The sequence below is a fragment of the Aeromonas sp. V90_14 genome, assembly GCF_029967615.1.
Lineage (GTDB): Bacteria > Pseudomonadota > Gammaproteobacteria > Enterobacterales > Aeromonadaceae > Aeromonas > Aeromonas hydrophila.
The window spans coordinates 19,245-35,622 of sequence record NZ_JASCAS010000029.1 but is presented as its reverse complement, the minus strand read 5'-3'; the positions used below and the strand labels follow the sequence as shown (position 1 = coordinate 35,622).

Sequence of the window (16,378 nt, the reverse complement as noted above, 5' to 3'; positions counted from 1 at the left end):
CATGGCCCCTTAGAAGTCGTGATAGAGCGGCCAGCCGAGCAGCGGGTGCTTGAGACCGGCACGCATCTCGATGTTGTCGAGCTTCTCTGGCGAGGCGTTCTCTTTTTGCAGTAGCTGGTACTGGCGCACAAAGCCGAGGGTGTGCAGCAGGTTGGGCACAAAGCCCGGGCTCAGCTCCTGGCGCAGGGCGGCGGCCATGTCGGCGGGTAGCGCGTTCAACATCAGGGCGAGCTGGGCGGCGAGGTAGTCGGTGTCGTACCAGCGCTCGTCGAGCTCAATCTCCCGCGCCAGCTTGCGCTTGAGATCCTGTTTCACCTTGAGCGGGGCGGCGCCACTGCCCTTGCCGCAGAGGATGCGGTAGAGCAGCGCTTCGGCCAGCTTGTCCTCCATGGTGGGGTGGTCGCTCTCGCAGGCGAAGAAGTGCTGGTCGATGAGTTCCATCAGGCGGCTCTTGTTGTGCTCGGTCAGCGCCTTCTCGTACTCCTGCCACCCTTGCCACTCCTCCACATCGGGCGGGCTCGAGATCTTGTCCAAAAGGCGGGCATCCACGTCACCATAGAGGCTGTTGCCAGCCTGCTTGGGGCTGACGGTGATGAGCATCGACCAGCCCTTCTGGAACGGCTTGATAGGGCCTTCCGGCGCCTGTAGCAGCGCCAGCGCCTTGGCGGGATCCCGCGCCGAGAGCTCCTGCAGGCCGAGGCTCACCACGCCGATGACGTCGTGGGCGGCCTGCTCCAGCAGGTGCATCTTGTACTTGTTGTAGTACTTGTCGGCGAATTTGAGGCTCATCAGCACCGCTTTGCCCTTGATGGCGGCCAGCTGTTGCTCGCTCAAACGTTCATTGTCGCGGCCAAAGCGCAGCACCTGGGTCAGAAAGGGGCCCTGGTTGGCATCGCGAATGACTAACTGCATGAATGGGCTCCTTAATCCAGAAAGCTGAACATGTCGTCGACGTCACCGTACTCGTCTTCCTCGACCTTGTTCTTCTCTTTGGCCTGCATCACCAGCTCGGCGGCAAACTTGTTGATGATGCCGTCCCAAGTGGAGTGTTCATTGCGCAGCAGCGCCTTGATGGCTTTCTCCACCTCGGGGGCCAGCTCGCGAATGAGCATCAGCAGGCTTCTCGGGTCGTCCAGCGCGTAGTCGTGGACATCCTCGCTCTGCTGGCGCTCGCTGTAGCGCAGGGACTCTTCGAGATCTTCCTCTTCGGCGTGCAGCGCGTCGCGATAGCCTTCGTCCTCTTCATAGCGATCGCCACGATAGAACTCGATAAAGGGGATGGCGAGGTAGAAGAGACCGGCCGGGTCTTCGGCCACGCACTCGAGGATCTCGCGCTGCTTGGCTTCGCTATCCTGGGTGCGGATCAGGTAGTTGAGGAAGTCGAAGGTGTGCTGCTGCAGCTCGTCGGCGTTGTTCTTGATCGCCTCTTCCCAGTAGAGCGGCTGCTGGCAGACGATGTCGCGGATCCGCTCCGGCGTCATCAGCTCGGAGATGATGGAGGGGAAGGAGATGTCGTGCTGGCCGTTGATCTGGGTCAGGGTAACGATATCAATGTTTTCAATCACTTCTGCCAGCTGGTCGTCAGACATGGTCTTGGCGATCAGCTCGAACTTTTCGCTGGCCTGCTTCGGCTCGATGACGGCCAGCTCTTTGATCTCGATGGCGGTAATTTCTATCAGACTGTTGCTCATGCCTTGCCCCAATTAGAAACGGACTTCGTCGTACATATCCTGATCGCCGTCGTCATCACCATAGCGGTCACTGCCGCCGTGGTAATCGGCGTCGGCATCTTCCCCGTCTTCCTCTTCATCGTCGCGCAGATCAACGTCGTCATCGCCGCGGTGGTTGCCGCGCGGCAGCGGGTTGTCGAGCAGGAACAGCACGGCGCAGGCTTCCATCAGCTGATCTTCGCTCTGGGCCCGCACCGCCTTGACCAGCGGCAGGACGGCGTTGTTGAAGCCGACGCTCACCTTGAACTCGTCCCAGCTCGGCTGCTCGCCGCTGGCGAGCCACTTGTTCCACTGCTGTTTGGCCTTGGGCGGGAACTGCACCCGGCCATAGAGGGCGAGCGGCAGGTATTCGGGCATGAACTCCAGCATGCTCATATCGGCCAGCAGCAGGGCCTTCATCTGGTCGGTGAACTGCTCGAGTCCCTTGGGGTCGTCCTGATCCCGGTAGGATTCGATGTTTTCACTGGCATCGCTTTGCAGGGCCTTGAGCCGTGCCTGGTCCCATTTATTTTGCATAGTCGCTCTTCTTGCCTGGTGGCTCAGGGGTAGAACTGGTCCCACATCTCCTGCATGGCAGCAGCGGGATCGGTCACGATGACGTTGTTGAAATCCTTGATAAAGGCGGCCCGCTGTTTCGGATCGGACAGCACTTCATAAGCCTGCTTTACCTGGTGCAGCTTGAGGGCTGCCTGCTCTTTCTCTTCTTCGCTCGCCCCGTGCAGCTTGTCGGGGTGGTACTGGTTCGACAGCCGTCGATAGGCTTTCTTGATGTCGTTTTCACTGGCGTTGGACTTGACGCCCAACACCCGGAAGTAGTTGTTCATGACGGATCCTGCCTCACTGGCATCGTGGAATTGACCCTGCGCTGGCCTGGCGGCGGGGCTCTTGGCAAACCAGGCTCGGCAAAAACCCGACATTTTAACGCAAACAGGCCGCCATCGCCATGGATAGGAAGCGAACAGATGGGCGTGCGGGTGGCGTCGTGCGGGGCCTCGTCAGGGGAGGTTTGGGGCCGTTTGTGACTATTTTGTCAGTTCCATGGCGACCCATGTGTGACAGGGGTTGAAAAAACGCCCGGACTGGCCGGGCGTCGAGGTCAGGGGTCAGCGCAGGCTGGCCCACAGCAGACGGGCTTTGAGCCCGAGCCATGAGCTCCAGCCGGTGGTGCTGCTCACCAGCTTCCCATCCTTGATGATGAGGAAGGTGGGGGTGACCCCTACCTGCCAGCGTGCGGCCAGCTCCCCTCGCTCATCGTTGTGGGTGGGAAAGGCAAGCCCCTTCTTCGCCATCCCGGCGCGCAACTGGTCATCGCTGCCGGAGCGCAGCGCCACCGTCAGCACGTTTTCACCCTGCTGCCAGAGCTGCTCCACCGTGGGGGTGGTGAAGCGGCAGACGCCACACCAGCTGGCCCAGTAGTAGACCAGCAGCGGCTTGCCGCGGCTCTGCTCGGCCAGGCTGGTGACGGTGCCATCCTGCAGGGTGAAGGGTGCCTCCATGGCCCCTGCCGGCAGGGTGGGGCCGCGCCACAGATCCAGCAGGGTAGAGATGACCAGCGCCATCAGCAGCAGCCAGAGCGCCTCCTTGCCCCAGCGGCGCCAGCGTGGTGGTTTTACGACTGCATCCTCCGCCATGGCTTAGCTCCGCTTGGCCAGCTCGGCCTTCACCAGCTGCTCCAGCTCGTCATAGGGCACGGCACCCGGTACCAGCTGGTTGCCGATAAGGGTCGCCGGGGTGCCCTGCACGCCAAGAAGAGTGCCGATGCGAAGGCTGTTGCGCAGCTCCTCGGTGGCCTTGGCATCGGGCTTGAGGGCGGTGTTGCCGGTGGCCGCCAACGCCTTGTTGATGTCCGCTTCGGTCAGCATCCCCTGCTTGCTCATCAGCTTGTCGTGCAGGGCGAGGAAGCGGGCCGGCTCCTGCTGCCACAGGGTCAGGCTGTACTGGGCCGCCTTGGCGGAGCTCTGCCCCTTGAACGGCAACAGCTTGATCACCAGCCCCAGATCGTCGGGATAGGCCTTGAGCAGCTTGGTCAGCTGGGGATCGAACTGCTTGCAGTAGGGGCAGTTGTAGTCGGTGAACAACACCAGGGTCAGCTTGGGGTGCTTGGCGCCGAGGCGCGGGCTGGTGGTGCTGTTGAACAGCACATCCTGATTGCCCTTGATGAAATCGCCGAGCTGGGCCTCCTGGGCTGCGGCGTTCTGCTTCTCCCAGGATTCGGCCGCCTCGTCGAGGATCTTGGGGTTGGCGACCAGGGTCTCGCGAATGAGCTCCTTGATGCGTGCCTCCTGCTCCGGGGTAAAGGGCGCCGCCTGCAGCAAGGGGGCGCAGAGGGTGCCGGCAACCAGGGCGGTGCAGAGGGTGAGGGTGCGCAGTTTCAGGGTACGCAGGGTCATGGGATTCTCCTTAAAAATGGGGGGCATCGGCCTGGACGAGGCCGGCCTGGTGCAACACGTCGAGCAAGTCGGCCTTGTCCAGCAGGGGCGAGAGGATCTCTCCCTCTGGCAGGCCGGGCCCGTAGATCTGGTTGAAGGGGACGGCGGCCGCGCCGCGCTGGCGCAGGAAGGCGGAGATGGCATCGCTCGGCCGGCTCCAGTCGCCGCGCAGGGCCACCACGTCCGGGGCCGACAGGGCGTTCTGCACCTCGTCACGCAGCAGCACGTTGTACTTGTTGGCCTTGCAGGTGACGCACCAGTCGGCGGTGACGTCGACGAAGACCCGCTTGCGCTGGGCCAGCGCATCGACGATGGCCTGTTCGGAGAGCGGCTGCCAGGCAATGCGATCGACGCTGCCCGACCCCTGCGCCGTGAGGGCGCCACCCAGCAGCAGGGCGCCGCCGATGAGTGCCGAGAGGGAGAGGGCCAGCGTGAAACCGCGCATGCCATAACGCCAGAGGATGCCAATCAGCAGCGCCAGCAGCATGGCGGCCATCAGCCAGCCGGTGGCCGTGCTGCCCAGATGGTTGCCAAGCAGGCTCGCCAGCCAGAGGCTGGAGCCCAGCATCATCAACCCGAGCAGGATGCGCAGTCGCCCCATCCAGCGGCCCGGTTTGGGCAGCCAGAGGGCGAGGCGCGGCAGGGCCGCCACCAGCAGCCAGGGCAGGCTCATGCCAAGGCCGAGCGCCGTGAAAATGAGCCAGAGCTGGCCGAGCGGCGCCGCCAGTGCAAAGGCCACCGCGGTGCCGAGGAAGGGGGCCGAACAGGGGGTGGCCAGCAGAGTGGCGAAACTCCCCTGCAGAAAGTGGCCACCGAGCCCCTTGCCGCCGCTGGTGGCGAGGCGAGTGCTGAGATTGCTGGGCAGGCGGATTTCGAACAGCCCCAGCAGGTTGGCGCAAAACAGCAGGGTCACCGCCACCATGAAGCCGATGAAACCGGCGCTCTGAAACTGGATCCCCCAGCCGACTGCCCCCTGGGTGGCGCGCAGCAGGCTGCTCATGGCTGCCAGCACCCAGAAGGAGGCAATGATCCCGGCACTGGCGGCGAGGAACTGCTTGCGCACCTGTCGCTGTTCGCTCTCCTGCTGCTGCAGCACGGTACCCAGTTTCAGGGCCAGCACCGGCAGCACGCAGGGCATCAGGTTGAGGATGAGGCCGCCGAGCAGCGCCGCCCCCAGCAGCCAGATGAGAGGCTGGCCTGGGGCTGGCAAGGCGAGGGGATCGGCGATGGTGGCGCGGGTCTGCCAGGCCTCATCGCCGCTGCCAAGCAACAGGTTGAGGGATTGGCCACGCAAGTCAGGGGCATCCCCCTGCCAGCCGTCGCTGACCGGGACCCGGGCGATCAGGGTGTTGCCACTCACCTCGAGCGCGGGCTTGCCGAACTCGGCCCCCTCCAGTGCATCGATGAAGAGCGCAGGCGCCTGCCAGCCCTCCGCCCGCTCGGCGCGCAGCTGCAGCTGGTTGTGCTGGTAGCCGAGCTCGACCCGGGTGTCGGCGGGCAGCATCTGCGGCAGGGTGCTCATGGTCTGGGCCCAGCCGAAGTCGAAACCGGCCGGCGCCTGCCCATCCACCGCCAGGGTGAAGGGGTAGTCGGTCAGGATGCAGACGTTGCTGCAGGTGGAGAGGCGCAAGGTGCCCTTGAGCGGCTGCCCGGCCGGGTAGTCGAGGCTCAGGGGGAAGCGCACCTGTTGCTGATAACCCTGGGTGCTGAGCCCGGCCACCTCGAAGGGGCGCGGCGTGGGCCAGTGCCACTGGAAGTCGCCGACCGGCTGATCCCACAGGATCTGGGGCGCTATGCCCCCTTCACCCGGGCTGCGCCAGTAGGTTTTCCAGCCGGATTCGAGGGCCACCTCGAGCAGGATGCGGGTATGGTCAGGGGCGCTGCGGTCGGCTTGCAGCCTGACCTTGGCGTGATCGTTCTGGGGGCTGGTGAGCCAGCCCGTATCGCTGGCCAATCCGCTGGATTGCCACAGCAGGCAGCCCAGCAGCAGGCTCGCCTTGAAGAGAGTTGACATAGATGTTGTCTCGCAAAAAATGAATGACAGCAGGCTCAAAAAGCGCGGCTGAACTCATTCCCGCCAGACACAGAGGGTGAGGTGAAGTCGTCGTTCGGGGGGCGACACGGCCCGTGGTGGCGGCAGTGGCGGCGTGTAGCGCCAGAGCGGGGCCAGCAGCGCGATGAGCAGCGCCACCGCAAAGAACAGCTGTTCGAGGCAGAGCAGGGTGGTGGCGCTCAGCCACTTGCCGTTGAGCTGGCAGCTGCTGGGCTGCGGGCTGGCGGGCGTGCCCTTGTCGGCCTGGTCGTCGGCCGTGACGAAGGAGGGCAGGGCCTGACAGCTGAGAGCGTGATCGAGCAGGGCCAGCCGGGCCAGCGGCTGGGCAGCGCAATTGAGCACCAGCAGGCAGACCAGCAGCAGGAGTCGTTTCGCCACGCGTTGTTGGTGAATCATGCTCGCCCCGTTCATCAAGATGGCCACATCCTAACGGCCAACGCCGGGTGGGGCAAGCCGCCGTCCGTTTTAAGGCAGAGGGGCGAGCGGCAGGGGTGGTCGGTTCTGTTTGGCGAACGCTTGTTCGCTAAAAGGGGGACCAGTATACTGCGCCGAGTCAAAATCCGAGGTGTTCGATGCTCAAACTTGCCCGTGTGCTGCTGCTTGGTCTGCTGCTCATCTTCTGGTTCCTGTTCGGTCTGCTGCTTTGCCTAGTGCGTCCGCGCCATCCCAACAACGTCTATGTCTTCGCCCGCATGTACCATGCTGTCTGCCCGCTGATCGGCCTCAAGGTCCGGGTGACGGTGGCCGACGAGGTCAAATCGGTGGGGCCGGCGGTCTACGTCTGCAACCACCAGAGCAACTACGACATCTTCACCGTGACCGGCGCGGTGCAGCCCGGCGTGGTGGCGGTGGGCAAGAAGAGCCTGCTGTGGCTGCCCTTCTTCGGCCTCATCTTTTGGCTCTCCGGCAACGTGCTGATCGACCGCTCCAACCGCTCCCGCGCCATCGGCACCATCGGCCAGGTGGTGGAGCGCATCAAGCATCGCGGCACCTCCATCTGGATGTTCCCGGAGGGAACCCGCTCCAAGGGGCGCGGCCTGCTGCCGTTCAAGGCGGGCGCCTTCCACACCGCGGTACAGGCAGAGGTGCCGGTGGTGCCCATCGTCTGCTCCAGCTACTTCGGCCAGATCGATCTCAACCGCTGGGACAACGGCGAGGTGCTGCTGGAAGTGATGGCCCCGGTCTGCAGCAAGGAGCACGGCGCCGCCGGCATTCGCGACCTCTCCGACAACTGCCGTACCCGGATGGAGGCCAAGCTGGCGGAGCTGGACAGCAAGCTCGGTCATCCCCGGGCCGCCTGAGTACGCCGCTGATTGCATGAGGGAGCCGCCGGCTCCCTTTTTTATTGGTGAAAATCACCACTAGATCGGTATTTTTCGCCACCAAGACGATGTTGAAAATACCTGATAAAACCTCATCTATATGTAAGTAAAGGAAAAATCATCTTGGCACGGCTCTTGTAGTGTCATGGGAAGAGATAGCCATCCCATCAACAAGGAGCCAGACCATGAGCGTATTTAGCCGCCTGACCGACGTGATCAATGCCAACCTGCACAGCCTGCTCGACAAGAGCGAAGAGCCGGAGAAGATGCTGCGGCTGATGATCGAAGAGATGGAACAGGTCCAGGTCGAGATGAGAACCCAGGCCGCCCGCGTCATTGCCGAACAGAAGCAGCTTGAGCGTCATCAGCAGGCGTTGCAACACCAGATCCTGGAGTGGTCGGCCAAGGCCGAACTCGCCATCCAGAAGGGGCGTGAGGACCTGGCCCGGGCCGCGCTGACCGAGAAGCTGGCCGAGGTCAAAAAATGCGAACAATTGGAGCAGGACAAGGCGCGGGTCGCCGAGGTGCTGGCCCAGCTCACCGCCGACAGCGAGCGGCTGGCCGCCAAGCTGACCGAGGCGCGCGAGAAGCAGAAGCTGCTGACCCTGCGCGAGCAGACCGCCCATAGCCGGCTGCGGGCCCGTGCCCAGGTGGACAACCAGCGCATGCACGAGCTGATGGCCCGTTTTGACGGCTTTCAGGGCAGGGTCGATCAGCTGGAGGCCCAGCTGGAGGCGGCAACCCTGGGGCAGAACCCCTCGCTGGAGGCCCAGTTCCGCGAGCTGGAGCTGAACGACGAGATTGAACGGGAGCTGGCCCGCCTCAAGGGTCAAAAGGTGGAGGCATAACCATGACGCCCTGGCCGAAGGATCTTGCCCATCGCAAGCTGACCGGAGTCTGTGCCGGCATCGCCAACGGGCTGGGGCTCTCCAGGGTGACGGTGCGGGTCGTGGCCCTGATGGCGCTGATCCTGATGCCGCCCCTGGCGCTGGCCGCCTATCTGCTGGCGGTACTGATCATGCCGCCCCGTCGTGAATTGAAGCGCTGGCTGGATTGACCCCGGGTCACTCAGCCGCATTAACCCAGTGAGGAGCAAAACATGCTGGAATTTATCGTCTTGATGCTGGTTCTGGTCGGCATGGCGCTGGCCGGGTTCACCGTGCTGGCCATGCTGCTGGTGAGTGGCGTCTTCGTGCTGTTTGGCGCCCTGGCCGGCATGTTTGCCCTCATCATCAAGCTGGCGCCCTGGTTGCTGGTGCTGCTGGTGGTGTGCTGGTTCATCAGCAGCCGGCGCAAGCAGGCCAATACCTACCGTTGACACTCCCTGTTACCGGATCCTTCCTTGGCCGCTGTGTACAGCGGCCTTTTTTGCGTCTGCTGGTGGCGTGCTGATTTCAGCAGCCGGCGCAAGCAGGTTAATCAACACCTACCGTTGACACTCCCTGTTACCGGATCCTTCCTTGGCCGCTGCGTACCGCGGCCTTTTTTGTGTCTGGGTGGTGGCGTGCTGGTTTCAGCAGCCGGCGCAAGCAGGTTAATCAACCTGCCGTTGACACTCCCTGTTATCGGATCCTTCCTTGGCCGCTGCATACCGCGGCCTTTTTTGTGTCTGGGCGGTGGCCAGCCATGACTGGCTGCAGACGAGCCAGCGCTCCGGCTGGGTGATCAGCTGCTCCTTGAAGGCCTTGCTCTGCTGCTTGAGCCGGTATTCGAGGCGCAGTGCCGCCCCTTTCTCGCCGACGGCCTGCTGCCAAGCCAGGGCCAGCGGCCCCTTGCCACGCAGGGCGCGGGATCCCTTGCCGCTCTGATGCTGGCGCAGGCGGCGGACGGGGTCCGTGCTGATCCCGGTATAGAGCAGGCCGCTGGCAGTGCGCACCATGTAGATAAACCAGTGGCTGGCAGCCGGTTCGGCGTCGGGAGCGGGTTCTCTCATTCGATCTCTCTGTGCCACACTCAAGAGCAGCTCAAGGAGGTGCGATGCGAGCGTGGTGGTGGTTGTGGTGTTTGCTGTCGATATCGGCTCATGGCGAGACGCTGCGTCTCTACGACTATCATCAGCACCCCCCCTTCATGACCGGGGAGCAGACCGGTCTGAGCCGGGATCTGGTCAAGTATCTCAATGAAAAGCTTGGCGGAGAACCCAGGCTGGAACTTTGGCTGGTGAATCGGGCCAGACTGGCGCTGGAGATGTCGGACCCCAGCTTCGACGGCCTGGTGGCCTGGGTCAATCCCGCCTGGGTGGGGGATCCCCAGCGCGAGCTCTACCTCTGGACCTTTCCCATCATGCGCGATACCAACGAGCTCATCTCCAGCGTCGCCAGGCCGGTCATCTATCGCGGGCCCGACTCACTGAAGGGGATGACCTTCGGCGGCATCGAGGGGTATCGCTATCAGGGCATCGACGAGGCGGCGGCCAGGGGCGATCTGGTGCGGGTCGATGCCAAGAAGGTCAAGACCAACTTCAGCCTGCTGGTGCGCGGTCGCATCGACGTGACCCTGGTGCCGGGCTCGGCGCTCACCTTCTTCACCCATGACCCGGCCTTCGAGGGCAAGCTGTTCGTCTCACCCTTTGCCCAGTCCAGCTATACCCGCCACATCCTGTTGCCAAAATCCCGCAGCGCACTGCACAGCCGGCTGAATGACATCGCCGAGCAGATGGACCGGGATCCCAAGTGGCACGCCATCCTGGAGTCCTACCGCGGCAGACCCTGAGCGCCGGCATTGCGGCGCAGATTACGCCCAAGCTTGTGCAGCGGCAGCAGGCTCACCAGCAGGCCGGCCCAGACGAAGGCAAACCCCACCGATTTCACCGGATCCGGCGTCTCGCCAAACCAGAAGATGGCGAGCAGGAAGGCGAGGCTGGGTTCTATGTATTGCAGCAGACCCACAGTGCTCATGCGGGTGCGCATCATGCCGTAGCAGAACAGCCCCACCGGCAGCAGGGTGGCGGGGGCACTGCCCATCAGCAGCAGACGCTCGGTCCAGTCACCGGCCACGAACTGGCTGGTGCCGCTCACTGCCAGAGCGCCGATGATCAGCAGGGCAACGGGCAACTGCACCAGCGCCTCGAGATAGAGACTGACGCCGGCGTCATAGTGCACCTTCTTCTTGAGCAGGCCGTAGAGGGCGAAGTTGGCCCCCATGATGAGGGAAAACCAGGGTAGCTGGCCGTAAGAAAACAGCATGTAGGCCAGCCCCGCCAGCGCCAGCGCCACCGCCAGGTGTTTTTGCGGGGTGAGCCTCTCTTTGAGGAACAACACGGCAAACACGATGTTGAACAGCGGCGTCATGAAGAAGGCGAGGCTGGTGGCCAGTACCTGGCCGGTGGTGAGGCACCAGGTGAACATGCACCAGCTGATGGACATGACGGGACCGGCCAGCAGGATGAGGCCGAGCTGGCGCGGTTCGCTGCGCAGTCGCGCCCAGGGCACCCGGTAGCCGATGAGGAGGAACAGGACGCCCAGCAGTACCGCCGACCAGAGTACCCGGTGGGAGAGCAGCTCCCACATGTTGACCGCGGGCATGAACTGGTAATAGAGGGGCAGCATGCCCCACAGCACGAATGAGAGGGCCGCGCTGCCGGTGCCCATCCAGTTCTTCATCTCGCTCCGTTTATTAAATTAAACAAATGTGGCTGCATGATAAGTATCTGCTGAATCTTTCACAAGCAGGATCCGGCGGAAAACTCTGCTACTATCGGGCCCATGAACCGACTCGACAGTTTGTTTGAACAGATCCGGGCCTGCCGCCTGTGCGAGGCACACTTGCCGCTCGGGCCCAGACCGGTGATCCGCGGCAGCGAGCGCGCCCGCCTGCTGATCATCGGCCAGGCGCCCGGCACTCGGGTGCATGCCAGCGGCATCCCCTGGGACGATCCCTCCGGCGATCGCCTGCGCCAGTGGCTCGGGGTGGACAAGGCCACCTTTTACGATGAATCCCGTATCGCCATCATGCCCATGGGGCTCTGTTATCCCGGCAAGGGCAAGTCGGGGGATCTGCCGCCGCGCCCCGAATGTGCGCCCACCTGGCACGACAAGGTGCTGATGCTGCTACCCAACATCGAGCTGACTCTGCTGATCGGCCAGTATGCGCAAGCCTACTACCTGCGGGATGCGGCGAAAGGGTCGCTGACCGAGACGGTACGCAGCTGGGCGGACTACGGCCCGGCCTGGTTGCCGCTGCCGCACCCGTCACCGCGCAACACCTTCTGGCTCAAGAAGAACCCCTGGTTCGAGCAGGATGTGATCCCCCATCTGCAACAAAGGGTCGCCCCACTGCTGGGGTGACCCTCGTTGGTTAGAGCGCCGGTTCGACCTGCGGCTTGGGCTTGCTGCGGGCCATGGCGATGAGCGGCAGTATGATGCACAGACACCCCAGCAGCAGCGGCAGGCCCGGCTGCTCATCGAACAGCCATACCCCGATGGCGACCGCCATCAGCAGGCCGGTGTACTCCGCCGAGGCTATTTTGCTCGCCTCCGCCTTGCGATAGGCCACCACGCACAATCCCGCATAGACCATGATCAGCGCCGAAGAGCCGAAGGCGGGCCACCACATCTGCCACTGCCAGTCGCCTCCTTCCCACCAGGCCAGCGCCATGATGAAGGGCATGCTCAACACGTTGGTAAAGAACAGGGTCTGGGCGATGGGCTGCTGGAGCGGGATCCGCTTGATCAGCAGGTTGTTGAGCGCCATGGAAAGCGCCACCCCGAGCGCCGCCAGCGCCGCCCAGTTCACCTCGGTGGGACGCAGCACGATCAGCACCCCGACAAAGCCGATGAAGGCGGTCAGCACCTTCTGGCGCGAGATCGCTTCCCCCGCCAGCCACACCGCCAGCGGCACCATCATCAGCGGCGCCGCATAGAAGAGGGCGTTGGCGGTGGCGAGCGGCAGCCGGGTGAGGGCGATCACCATCAGGCAGACGCCGACCGCCCAGATATGGGCCCGCAGCAGATGCCACTTGAGCGCCACCGGCGGGTTGCGACGCCATGACCAGAGCAGCCAGGGGGCCAGCAGGATGGCTGCGGAGAGCTGGCGGAAGAAGACGAACTGGAACACCGGCTGGTCCGGCTCCAGCACCTTGACCAGCGCGTCGGAAAAGACCGCCACCATATTGCCCAGCACCAGATAAAGGATGCCGATCCCCACTGCATTCATACCACCTCCCATGTTTGATGAGGGAAGGGTAGCCCGCGCTCCGTTATCCAGTAAAATGATAAAAAGTCACCATGCATGAGAATTTTGGATAATGAAGCTGCCCCCCCTGCGTGCCGTTCAATACTTCGAAGTGGTTGCCCGTCTGCTCAGCTTTTCTCGCGCCGCGCTTGAACTGAACGTCAGCCAGAGCGCTGTCAGCCACCAGATCCGTCTGCTGGAGGATTTTCTGGGTGAGCGGTTGCTGCTGCGCCAGGGCCGGCTGTTGTCGCTGACGGCGCAGGGGGAGGTCTATTTCGAGGGGATCTCCGCCGGGCTCGGCCAGATTGCCCAGAGCAGCGAGCAGCTGCGCGGCGGTGGCGAAATGCGGATCCGGCTCGCGGTCTACAGCTCGTTTGCGGTGAAGTGGCTGATCCCGAGGCTGGCGGGGCTGCGTCAGCTTTATCCCGAGCTGGATCTCAGCCTGGAGATGGTGGCGGAGGATCCCGAGCTCTCCGATCGGGTGGCGGACTGCTTCATCACCGTTTCCCCCAAGGGGCCCGGTTATATGCACGATCTGCTCTATCGGGAGCGGCTGATGCCGGTGTGCAGCCGGCGGCTGTGGCAGCAGGTGGAGGGGGAGTGGCCCGCGGCCCTGTGGCAACTGCCGCTGCTTTCCATCCAGGCGATCTACAAGGAGAAAGGGGAGGATTGGCGGCGCTGGGCCGACGTGGGCAGACTGACGATCGCCCCCGAGGCGAGGATGCACCATTTCAGCCACATTCTGCTGGCACTGGAGGCGGCCAACTGGGATCAGGGGGCGGCGCTCATCAACGACTATATGCTGCAGCCGGAGGATCCCGGTCTGGTGCGACTGCCGCTGCATGCACTCGAGACCGGGGACAACTTCTATTTCGTCTGCAAGCGTTCGCGTGTCCATGAGCCCGCCATCAGCCGGCTGCGCCAGTGGCTTTGGCAGGAGGCGCAAGCCAGCCTGCGCCCCGGTGAGAATGAACCGCTCAGGCGCGTTTGAATAGGCTCGGCACGAGCAGTTGGTGGCGGAGAGCCAGCGAAGAGACGAGATATGGAGTGGCCTGACAGCAAGGCTCAGGCCACTTGGGTTCAGGCTTTTTTGAACTGGCTCAGGATAAACAGGCTGGTGGCGCAGACTACCACCGAAGGGCCGGCCGGGGTGTCCTGATACCAGGAGAGCAGTAGTCCACCGAGCACGGCAAGGCAGCCGATGAGGGCGGCAAAGCCGGCCATCTGTTCCGGTGTCCGGCTGAAGCGGCGGGCCGTCGCCGCAGGGATGATCAGCAAGGAGGTGATGATCAGCGCCCCGACAAACTTCATCGCCACCGCGATCACCAAGCCAATCAGCAGCATCAGCACGCAGCGCAGTACATCGACCCTGACCCCTTCCACCCGGGCCAGCTCTTCCGAGATGGTCATGGAGAGCAGGGGATCCCACAGCCGCCAAAGGGTGAGCAGCACCAGGGCGCCGCCGCCATAGATCCAGAGCAGGTCCATCGGCTGGACCGAGAGCAGGTCGCCGAACAGGTAGGCCATCAGATCCACCCGCACGTTGTCCATGAAGCTCAAGGTGACCAGACCGAGCGACAGGGCGCTGTGGGCCAGGATGCCGAGCAGGGTGTCGGTGGCCACCTGCTGGTTGCGGCTCATGATCACCAGCAGCATGGCCATGGCGAGGCAGCAGACCACCACCGCCAGGGTGAGATCCACCTGCAGCAGGATGCCGAGCGCGATACCGAACAGGCAGGCGTGGGAGAGGGTGTCGCCAAAATAGGCCATCTTGCGCCACACCACGAAGCTGCCGAGAGGGCCGGCCAGCAGGGCGATGCCGAGGCCGGCCGCGAGGGCGTATAACAGAAAGCTGTCCACTTGATGATCCTGTCGGGTACGTTATTGATTGCGGGAGGGCAGGCGAATGATGGGGGCCTGCGGTTTATGATGATGGTGTTCGCCGTCGCAGTGGTGATGGTGGGTGTAGACCGCCAGCACCTCTTGCTCCGGTCGACCGAACAGGCGGGCAAATTCGGGATGGCGGGCCACGCTCTCCGGTTCGCCATGACAGCAGACATGGCGGTTGAGGCAGATCACCTCGTGGGTGCTGGCCATCACCAGGTGCAGGTCGTGGGAGACCATCAGCACGGCGCAGTTGAACTCGGCGGCCAGCTGGCTGATGAGGGCGTAGAGCTCGATCTGGCCGTTGATGTCCACCCCTTGCACCGGTTCGTCCAGCACCAGCAGCTCGGGTTTGACCAGCAGGGCGCGGGCCAGCAGCACCCGCTGCATCTCGCCGCCGGAGAGTTTCTGCATCCGGTTGTCCAAGAGATCTTCCGCACCGACCCGGTTCAGCGCCTCCTCGATGGAGAGGCGGCCATTCTTGCCGAGTTGCAAGAAGCGGCGCACCGTCAGCGGCAGGGTGGGATCCAGATAGAGGCGCTGGGGCACATAACCGACTCGCAGGTCGCGGCTGCGGGTGATTTGGCCCGAATCCGGCGTGAGCAGGCCCAGTACCAGCTTGCTCAAGGTACTCTTGCCCGCTCCGTTGGGGCCGACCAGGGTAGTGATTTTGCCTTTGTTCAGGGTAAAGGAGACCTTGTCGAGCACGGATCGTCCATCAAAGGAAAGACAGACCTCTTTCAGCTCCACCAGTTGGGTCATGACAGCTCCGGGGTTTACAGCCTGTGAGAGTTATAATATAACAATAACGTTGGTTTGTTATATTATCACACACACACTTCCTGACGAGATCTCTATGCGAATTCTTGCCCTGATCACTGCCCTGCTGGCGGTGAGTCTGCCTGTCCGTGCCCTCGAGGTGCTGACCACCATCAAGCCGCTGGGTTTCATCGCGGCCGCCATCACCGACGGCGTGAGCGAGCCCAAGGTGCTGCTGCCGACCGGTGCCTCGCCCCATGATTTCTCCCTGCGCCCCTCCGATATTCGCAGCATCAATGAGGCCGATCTGGTGGTTTGGGTCGGCCCCGAGCTGGAAGGCTTCATGGCCAAACCGCTGGCCAAGCATCCCCATGTGTTGACCCTGACCCGGGTCGAAGGGATGCCGCTGTTTGATTACAGCAAGCAGGTCGGTCACGAAGAACACGCCGACGAGGGGCATGAAGGCCATGACCACGACGGTCATGAGGGGCACCACCACGAGGGTGTCGACCCCCACATCTGGCTGGGACCGACCCAGGCGCTGGTCATTGCCAATGCCCTGAGCGAAACCCTGAGCGCTCAGGATCCGGCCAACGCCGAGCGTTATCGCGCCAACCTGCTGGCGTTCAAGGCCAAGGTGGAGGCCAAGGACAAGGTGATTGCCGAGCAGATGAAGGCGGTGAATCAGAAGGGCTACTTCGTGTTTCACGAGGCCTATGGCTATTGGGAGCGCCACTACGGCATGAGCTCCAAGGGCCACTTTACCGTGAGCCCGGAGCGACGCCCCGGCGCCAAGACCCTGGTGGAGATCCGCAAGGCGCTGGAAGAGAAAAAGGCGAGCTGCATCTATGCCGAGCCGCAATTCTCGCCGGCGGTGATCGAGTCGGTGGCCCGCAATACTGGTGCCAAGGTGCTGCTGCTGGACGAAGTGGGTGAACAGGTGCCGCTCGGCCCGGATGGCTATCCCCAGTTCATGCAGCAACTGGCCGACGCTTTCGCCGAGTGCCGCTAACAGACCCGCCGAGCCGT

General features: G+C 63.4%; 21 protein-coding genes. 8 read left to right on the top strand and 13 right to left on the bottom strand.

Going from position 1 to position 16,378, the window contains the following annotated elements; genetic code table 11:
- Positions 1-9: 9 nt before the first annotated feature.
- The 8 genes from QLG02_RS10940 to QLG02_RS10905 form a co-directional block, all read right to left on the bottom strand.
- The gene (locus QLG02_RS10940) at positions 10-912 is read right to left on the bottom strand and encodes a hypothetical protein (RefSeq protein ID WP_236381986.1); all 903 of its coding nucleotides are present in this window, start codon (positions 910-912) and stop codon (positions 10-12) included.
- An 11-nt stretch (positions 913-923) separates the two neighbouring features.
- Positions 924-1,691 carry a hypothetical protein gene (locus QLG02_RS10935; RefSeq protein ID WP_282465163.1) on the bottom strand — a complete coding sequence of 256 codons (768 nt, stop codon included), beginning with the start codon at positions 1,689-1,691 and terminating at the stop codon, positions 924-926.
- Positions 1,692-1,703: 12 nt separating this feature from the next.
- On the bottom strand, positions 1,704-2,246 hold the full coding sequence (locus QLG02_RS10930) for a hypothetical protein (protein WP_282465162.1): 543 nt from the start codon (positions 2,244-2,246) through the stop codon (positions 1,704-1,706).
- Between the two features lie 23 nt (positions 2,247-2,269).
- Complete coding sequence (locus QLG02_RS10925) at positions 2,270-2,554, bottom strand: DnaJ domain-containing protein (RefSeq protein ID WP_005305278.1); 285 nt, start codon at positions 2,552-2,554, stop codon at positions 2,270-2,272.
- A 279-nt stretch (positions 2,555-2,833) separates the two neighbouring features.
- Positions 2,834-3,361 (bottom strand): protein disulfide oxidoreductase, encoded by a 528-nt coding sequence (locus QLG02_RS10920; RefSeq protein WP_282465161.1) that lies wholly within the window; start codon positions 3,359-3,361, stop codon positions 2,834-2,836.
- 3 nt (positions 3,362-3,364) lie between these two features.
- The gene (locus QLG02_RS10915; RefSeq protein WP_029302149.1) at positions 3,365-4,120 is read right to left on the bottom strand and encodes a DsbA family protein; all 756 of its coding nucleotides are present in this window, start codon (positions 4,118-4,120) and stop codon (positions 3,365-3,367) included.
- 10 nt (positions 4,121-4,130) lie between these two features.
- Complete coding sequence (locus tag QLG02_RS10910) at positions 4,131-6,173, bottom strand: protein-disulfide reductase DsbD domain-containing protein (RefSeq protein ID WP_282465160.1); 2,043 nt, start codon at positions 6,171-6,173, stop codon at positions 4,131-4,133.
- A 54-nt stretch (positions 6,174-6,227) separates the two neighbouring features.
- The gene (locus QLG02_RS10905) at positions 6,228-6,608 is read right to left on the bottom strand and encodes a hypothetical protein (RefSeq protein ID WP_039214077.1); all 381 of its coding nucleotides are present in this window, start codon (positions 6,606-6,608) and stop codon (positions 6,228-6,230) included.
- Positions 6,609-6,784: 176 nt separating this feature from the next.
- On the opposite strand from QLG02_RS10905, the gene QLG02_RS10900 reads away from it, so the two are divergent.
- The 4 genes from QLG02_RS10900 (at position 6,785) to pspG (ending at position 8,852) form a co-directional block, all read left to right on the top strand.
- Positions 6,785-7,513 carry a 1-acylglycerol-3-phosphate O-acyltransferase gene (locus tag QLG02_RS10900; protein WP_282465159.1) on the top strand — a complete coding sequence of 243 codons (729 nt, stop codon included), beginning with the start codon at positions 6,785-6,787 and terminating at the stop codon, positions 7,511-7,513.
- Positions 7,514-7,719: 206 nt separating this feature from the next.
- The gene (gene pspA, locus QLG02_RS10895) at positions 7,720-8,382 is read left to right on the top strand and encodes a phage shock protein PspA (protein ID WP_017782532.1); all 663 of its coding nucleotides are present in this window, start codon (positions 7,720-7,722) and stop codon (positions 8,380-8,382) included.
- A 2-nt stretch (positions 8,383-8,384) separates the two neighbouring features.
- Positions 8,385-8,591 (top strand): PspC domain-containing protein, encoded by a 207-nt coding sequence (locus QLG02_RS10890; RefSeq protein ID WP_045788971.1) that lies wholly within the window; start codon positions 8,385-8,387, stop codon positions 8,589-8,591.
- A 42-nt stretch (positions 8,592-8,633) separates the two neighbouring features.
- Positions 8,634-8,852, top strand: a complete 219-nt coding sequence (gene pspG / locus QLG02_RS10885; RefSeq protein WP_010636066.1) for an envelope stress response protein PspG — start codon at positions 8,634-8,636, stop codon at positions 8,850-8,852.
- Between the two features lie 216 nt (positions 8,853-9,068).
- Here pspG and QLG02_RS10880 read toward each other — a convergent pair whose 3' ends face one another.
- The gene (locus QLG02_RS10880; protein WP_106551731.1) at positions 9,069-9,467 is read right to left on the bottom strand and encodes a GIY-YIG nuclease family protein; all 399 of its coding nucleotides are present in this window, start codon (positions 9,465-9,467) and stop codon (positions 9,069-9,071) included.
- Positions 9,468-9,511: 44 nt separating this feature from the next.
- Between QLG02_RS10880 and QLG02_RS10875 the strand changes: the two genes are divergently transcribed.
- Positions 9,512-10,246 carry an ABC transporter substrate-binding protein gene (locus QLG02_RS10875; RefSeq protein WP_106551732.1) on the top strand — a complete coding sequence of 245 codons (735 nt, stop codon included), beginning with the start codon at positions 9,512-9,514 and terminating at the stop codon, positions 10,244-10,246.
- Here the strand turns inward: QLG02_RS10875 and rarD are convergent.
- Positions 10,228-11,136 (bottom strand): EamA family transporter RarD, encoded by a 909-nt coding sequence (gene rarD / locus QLG02_RS10870; protein WP_282465158.1) that lies wholly within the window; start codon positions 11,134-11,136, stop codon positions 10,228-10,230. The genes QLG02_RS10875 and rarD overlap by 19 nt on opposite strands.
- 102 nt (positions 11,137-11,238) lie before the next feature.
- On the opposite strand from rarD, the gene QLG02_RS10865 reads away from it, so the two are divergent.
- Positions 11,239-11,820 (top strand): uracil-DNA glycosylase family protein, encoded by a 582-nt coding sequence (locus QLG02_RS10865; protein ID WP_102987937.1) that lies wholly within the window; start codon positions 11,239-11,241, stop codon positions 11,818-11,820.
- 10 nt (positions 11,821-11,830) lie between these two features.
- Here the strand turns inward: QLG02_RS10865 and QLG02_RS10860 are convergent, their stop codons facing one another.
- Positions 11,831-12,688, bottom strand: coding sequence for a DMT family transporter (locus tag QLG02_RS10860; RefSeq protein WP_011707447.1), 858 nt, complete (start codon positions 12,686-12,688; stop codon positions 11,831-11,833).
- A 91-nt stretch (positions 12,689-12,779) separates the two neighbouring features.
- Here QLG02_RS10860 and QLG02_RS10855 point away from each other — a divergent pair, with 91 nt between their 5' ends.
- Positions 12,780-13,697, top strand: a complete 918-nt coding sequence (locus QLG02_RS10855; protein ID WP_282465157.1) for a LysR substrate-binding domain-containing protein — start codon at positions 12,780-12,782, stop codon at positions 13,695-13,697.
- 89 nt (positions 13,698-13,786) lie between these two features.
- On the opposite strand, the gene znuB is transcribed toward QLG02_RS10855, so the two are convergent.
- Complete coding sequence (znuB, locus tag QLG02_RS10850) at positions 13,787-14,566, bottom strand: zinc ABC transporter permease subunit ZnuB (protein WP_011707445.1); 780 nt, start codon at positions 14,564-14,566, stop codon at positions 13,787-13,789.
- Positions 14,567-14,587: 21 nt separating this feature from the next.
- The gene (gene znuC, locus QLG02_RS10845) at positions 14,588-15,352 is read right to left on the bottom strand and encodes a zinc ABC transporter ATP-binding protein ZnuC (RefSeq protein ID WP_106551737.1); all 765 of its coding nucleotides are present in this window, start codon (positions 15,350-15,352) and stop codon (positions 14,588-14,590) included.
- Positions 15,353-15,446: 94 nt separating this feature from the next.
- Here znuC and znuA point away from each other — a divergent pair, with 94 nt between their 5' ends.
- Complete coding sequence (gene znuA / locus QLG02_RS10840; protein WP_282465156.1) at positions 15,447-16,361, top strand: zinc ABC transporter substrate-binding protein ZnuA; 915 nt, start codon at positions 15,447-15,449, stop codon at positions 16,359-16,361.
- The last annotated feature ends 17 nt before the right edge of the window (positions 16,362-16,378 follow it).

What these genes read in the sequence shown, in the direction of transcription:
- znuA (WP_282465156.1), top strand. Translation starts at nt 15,447, where the DNA reads ATGCGAATTCTTGCCCTGATCACTGCCCTGCTGGCGGTGAGTCTGCCT.
- QLG02_RS10925 (WP_005305278.1), bottom strand. Translation starts at nt 2,554, where the DNA reads ATGAACAACTACTTCCGGGTGTTGGGCGTCAAGTCCAACGCCAGTGAA.
- pspA (WP_017782532.1), top strand. Translation starts at nt 7,720, where the DNA reads ATGAGCGTATTTAGCCGCCTGACCGACGTGATCAATGCCAACCTGCAC.
- QLG02_RS10935 (WP_282465163.1), bottom strand. Translation starts at nt 1,691, where the DNA reads ATGAGCAACAGTCTGATAGAAATTACCGCCATCGAGATCAAAGAGCTG.
- pspG (WP_010636066.1), top strand. Translation starts at nt 8,634, where the DNA reads ATGCTGGAATTTATCGTCTTGATGCTGGTTCTGGTCGGCATGGCGCTG.
- QLG02_RS10930 (WP_282465162.1), bottom strand. Translation starts at nt 2,246, where the DNA reads ATGCAAAATAAATGGGACCAGGCACGGCTCAAGGCCCTGCAAAGCGAT.
- QLG02_RS10900 (WP_282465159.1), top strand. Translation starts at nt 6,785, where the DNA reads ATGCTCAAACTTGCCCGTGTGCTGCTGCTTGGTCTGCTGCTCATCTTC.
- znuC (WP_106551737.1), bottom strand. Translation starts at nt 15,352, where the DNA reads ATGACCCAACTGGTGGAGCTGAAAGAGGTCTGTCTTTCCTTTGATGGA.
- QLG02_RS10860 (WP_011707447.1), bottom strand. Translation starts at nt 12,688, where the DNA reads ATGAATGCAGTGGGGATCGGCATCCTTTATCTGGTGCTGGGCAATATG.
- QLG02_RS10915 (WP_029302149.1), bottom strand. Translation starts at nt 4,120, where the DNA reads ATGACCCTGCGTACCCTGAAACTGCGCACCCTCACCCTCTGCACCGCC.
- QLG02_RS10875 (WP_106551732.1), top strand. Translation starts at nt 9,512, where the DNA reads ATGCGAGCGTGGTGGTGGTTGTGGTGTTTGCTGTCGATATCGGCTCAT.
- QLG02_RS10905 (WP_039214077.1), bottom strand. Translation starts at nt 6,608, where the DNA reads ATGATTCACCAACAACGCGTGGCGAAACGACTCCTGCTGCTGGTCTGC.
- QLG02_RS10910 (WP_282465160.1), bottom strand. Translation starts at nt 6,173, where the DNA reads ATGTCAACTCTCTTCAAGGCGAGCCTGCTGCTGGGCTGCCTGCTGTGG.
- rarD (WP_282465158.1), bottom strand. Translation starts at nt 11,136, where the DNA reads ATGAAGAACTGGATGGGCACCGGCAGCGCGGCCCTCTCATTCGTGCTG.
- QLG02_RS10855 (WP_282465157.1), top strand. Translation starts at nt 12,780, where the DNA reads ATGAAGCTGCCCCCCCTGCGTGCCGTTCAATACTTCGAAGTGGTTGCC.
- QLG02_RS10880 (WP_106551731.1), bottom strand. Translation starts at nt 9,467, where the DNA reads ATGAGAGAACCCGCTCCCGACGCCGAACCGGCTGCCAGCCACTGGTTT.
- QLG02_RS10865 (WP_102987937.1), top strand. Translation starts at nt 11,239, where the DNA reads ATGAACCGACTCGACAGTTTGTTTGAACAGATCCGGGCCTGCCGCCTG.
- QLG02_RS10920 (WP_282465161.1), bottom strand. Translation starts at nt 3,361, where the DNA reads ATGGCGGAGGATGCAGTCGTAAAACCACCACGCTGGCGCCGCTGGGGC.
- QLG02_RS10890 (WP_045788971.1), top strand. Translation starts at nt 8,385, where the DNA reads ATGACGCCCTGGCCGAAGGATCTTGCCCATCGCAAGCTGACCGGAGTC.
- QLG02_RS10940 (WP_236381986.1), bottom strand. Translation starts at nt 912, where the DNA reads ATGCAGTTAGTCATTCGCGATGCCAACCAGGGCCCCTTTCTGACCCAG.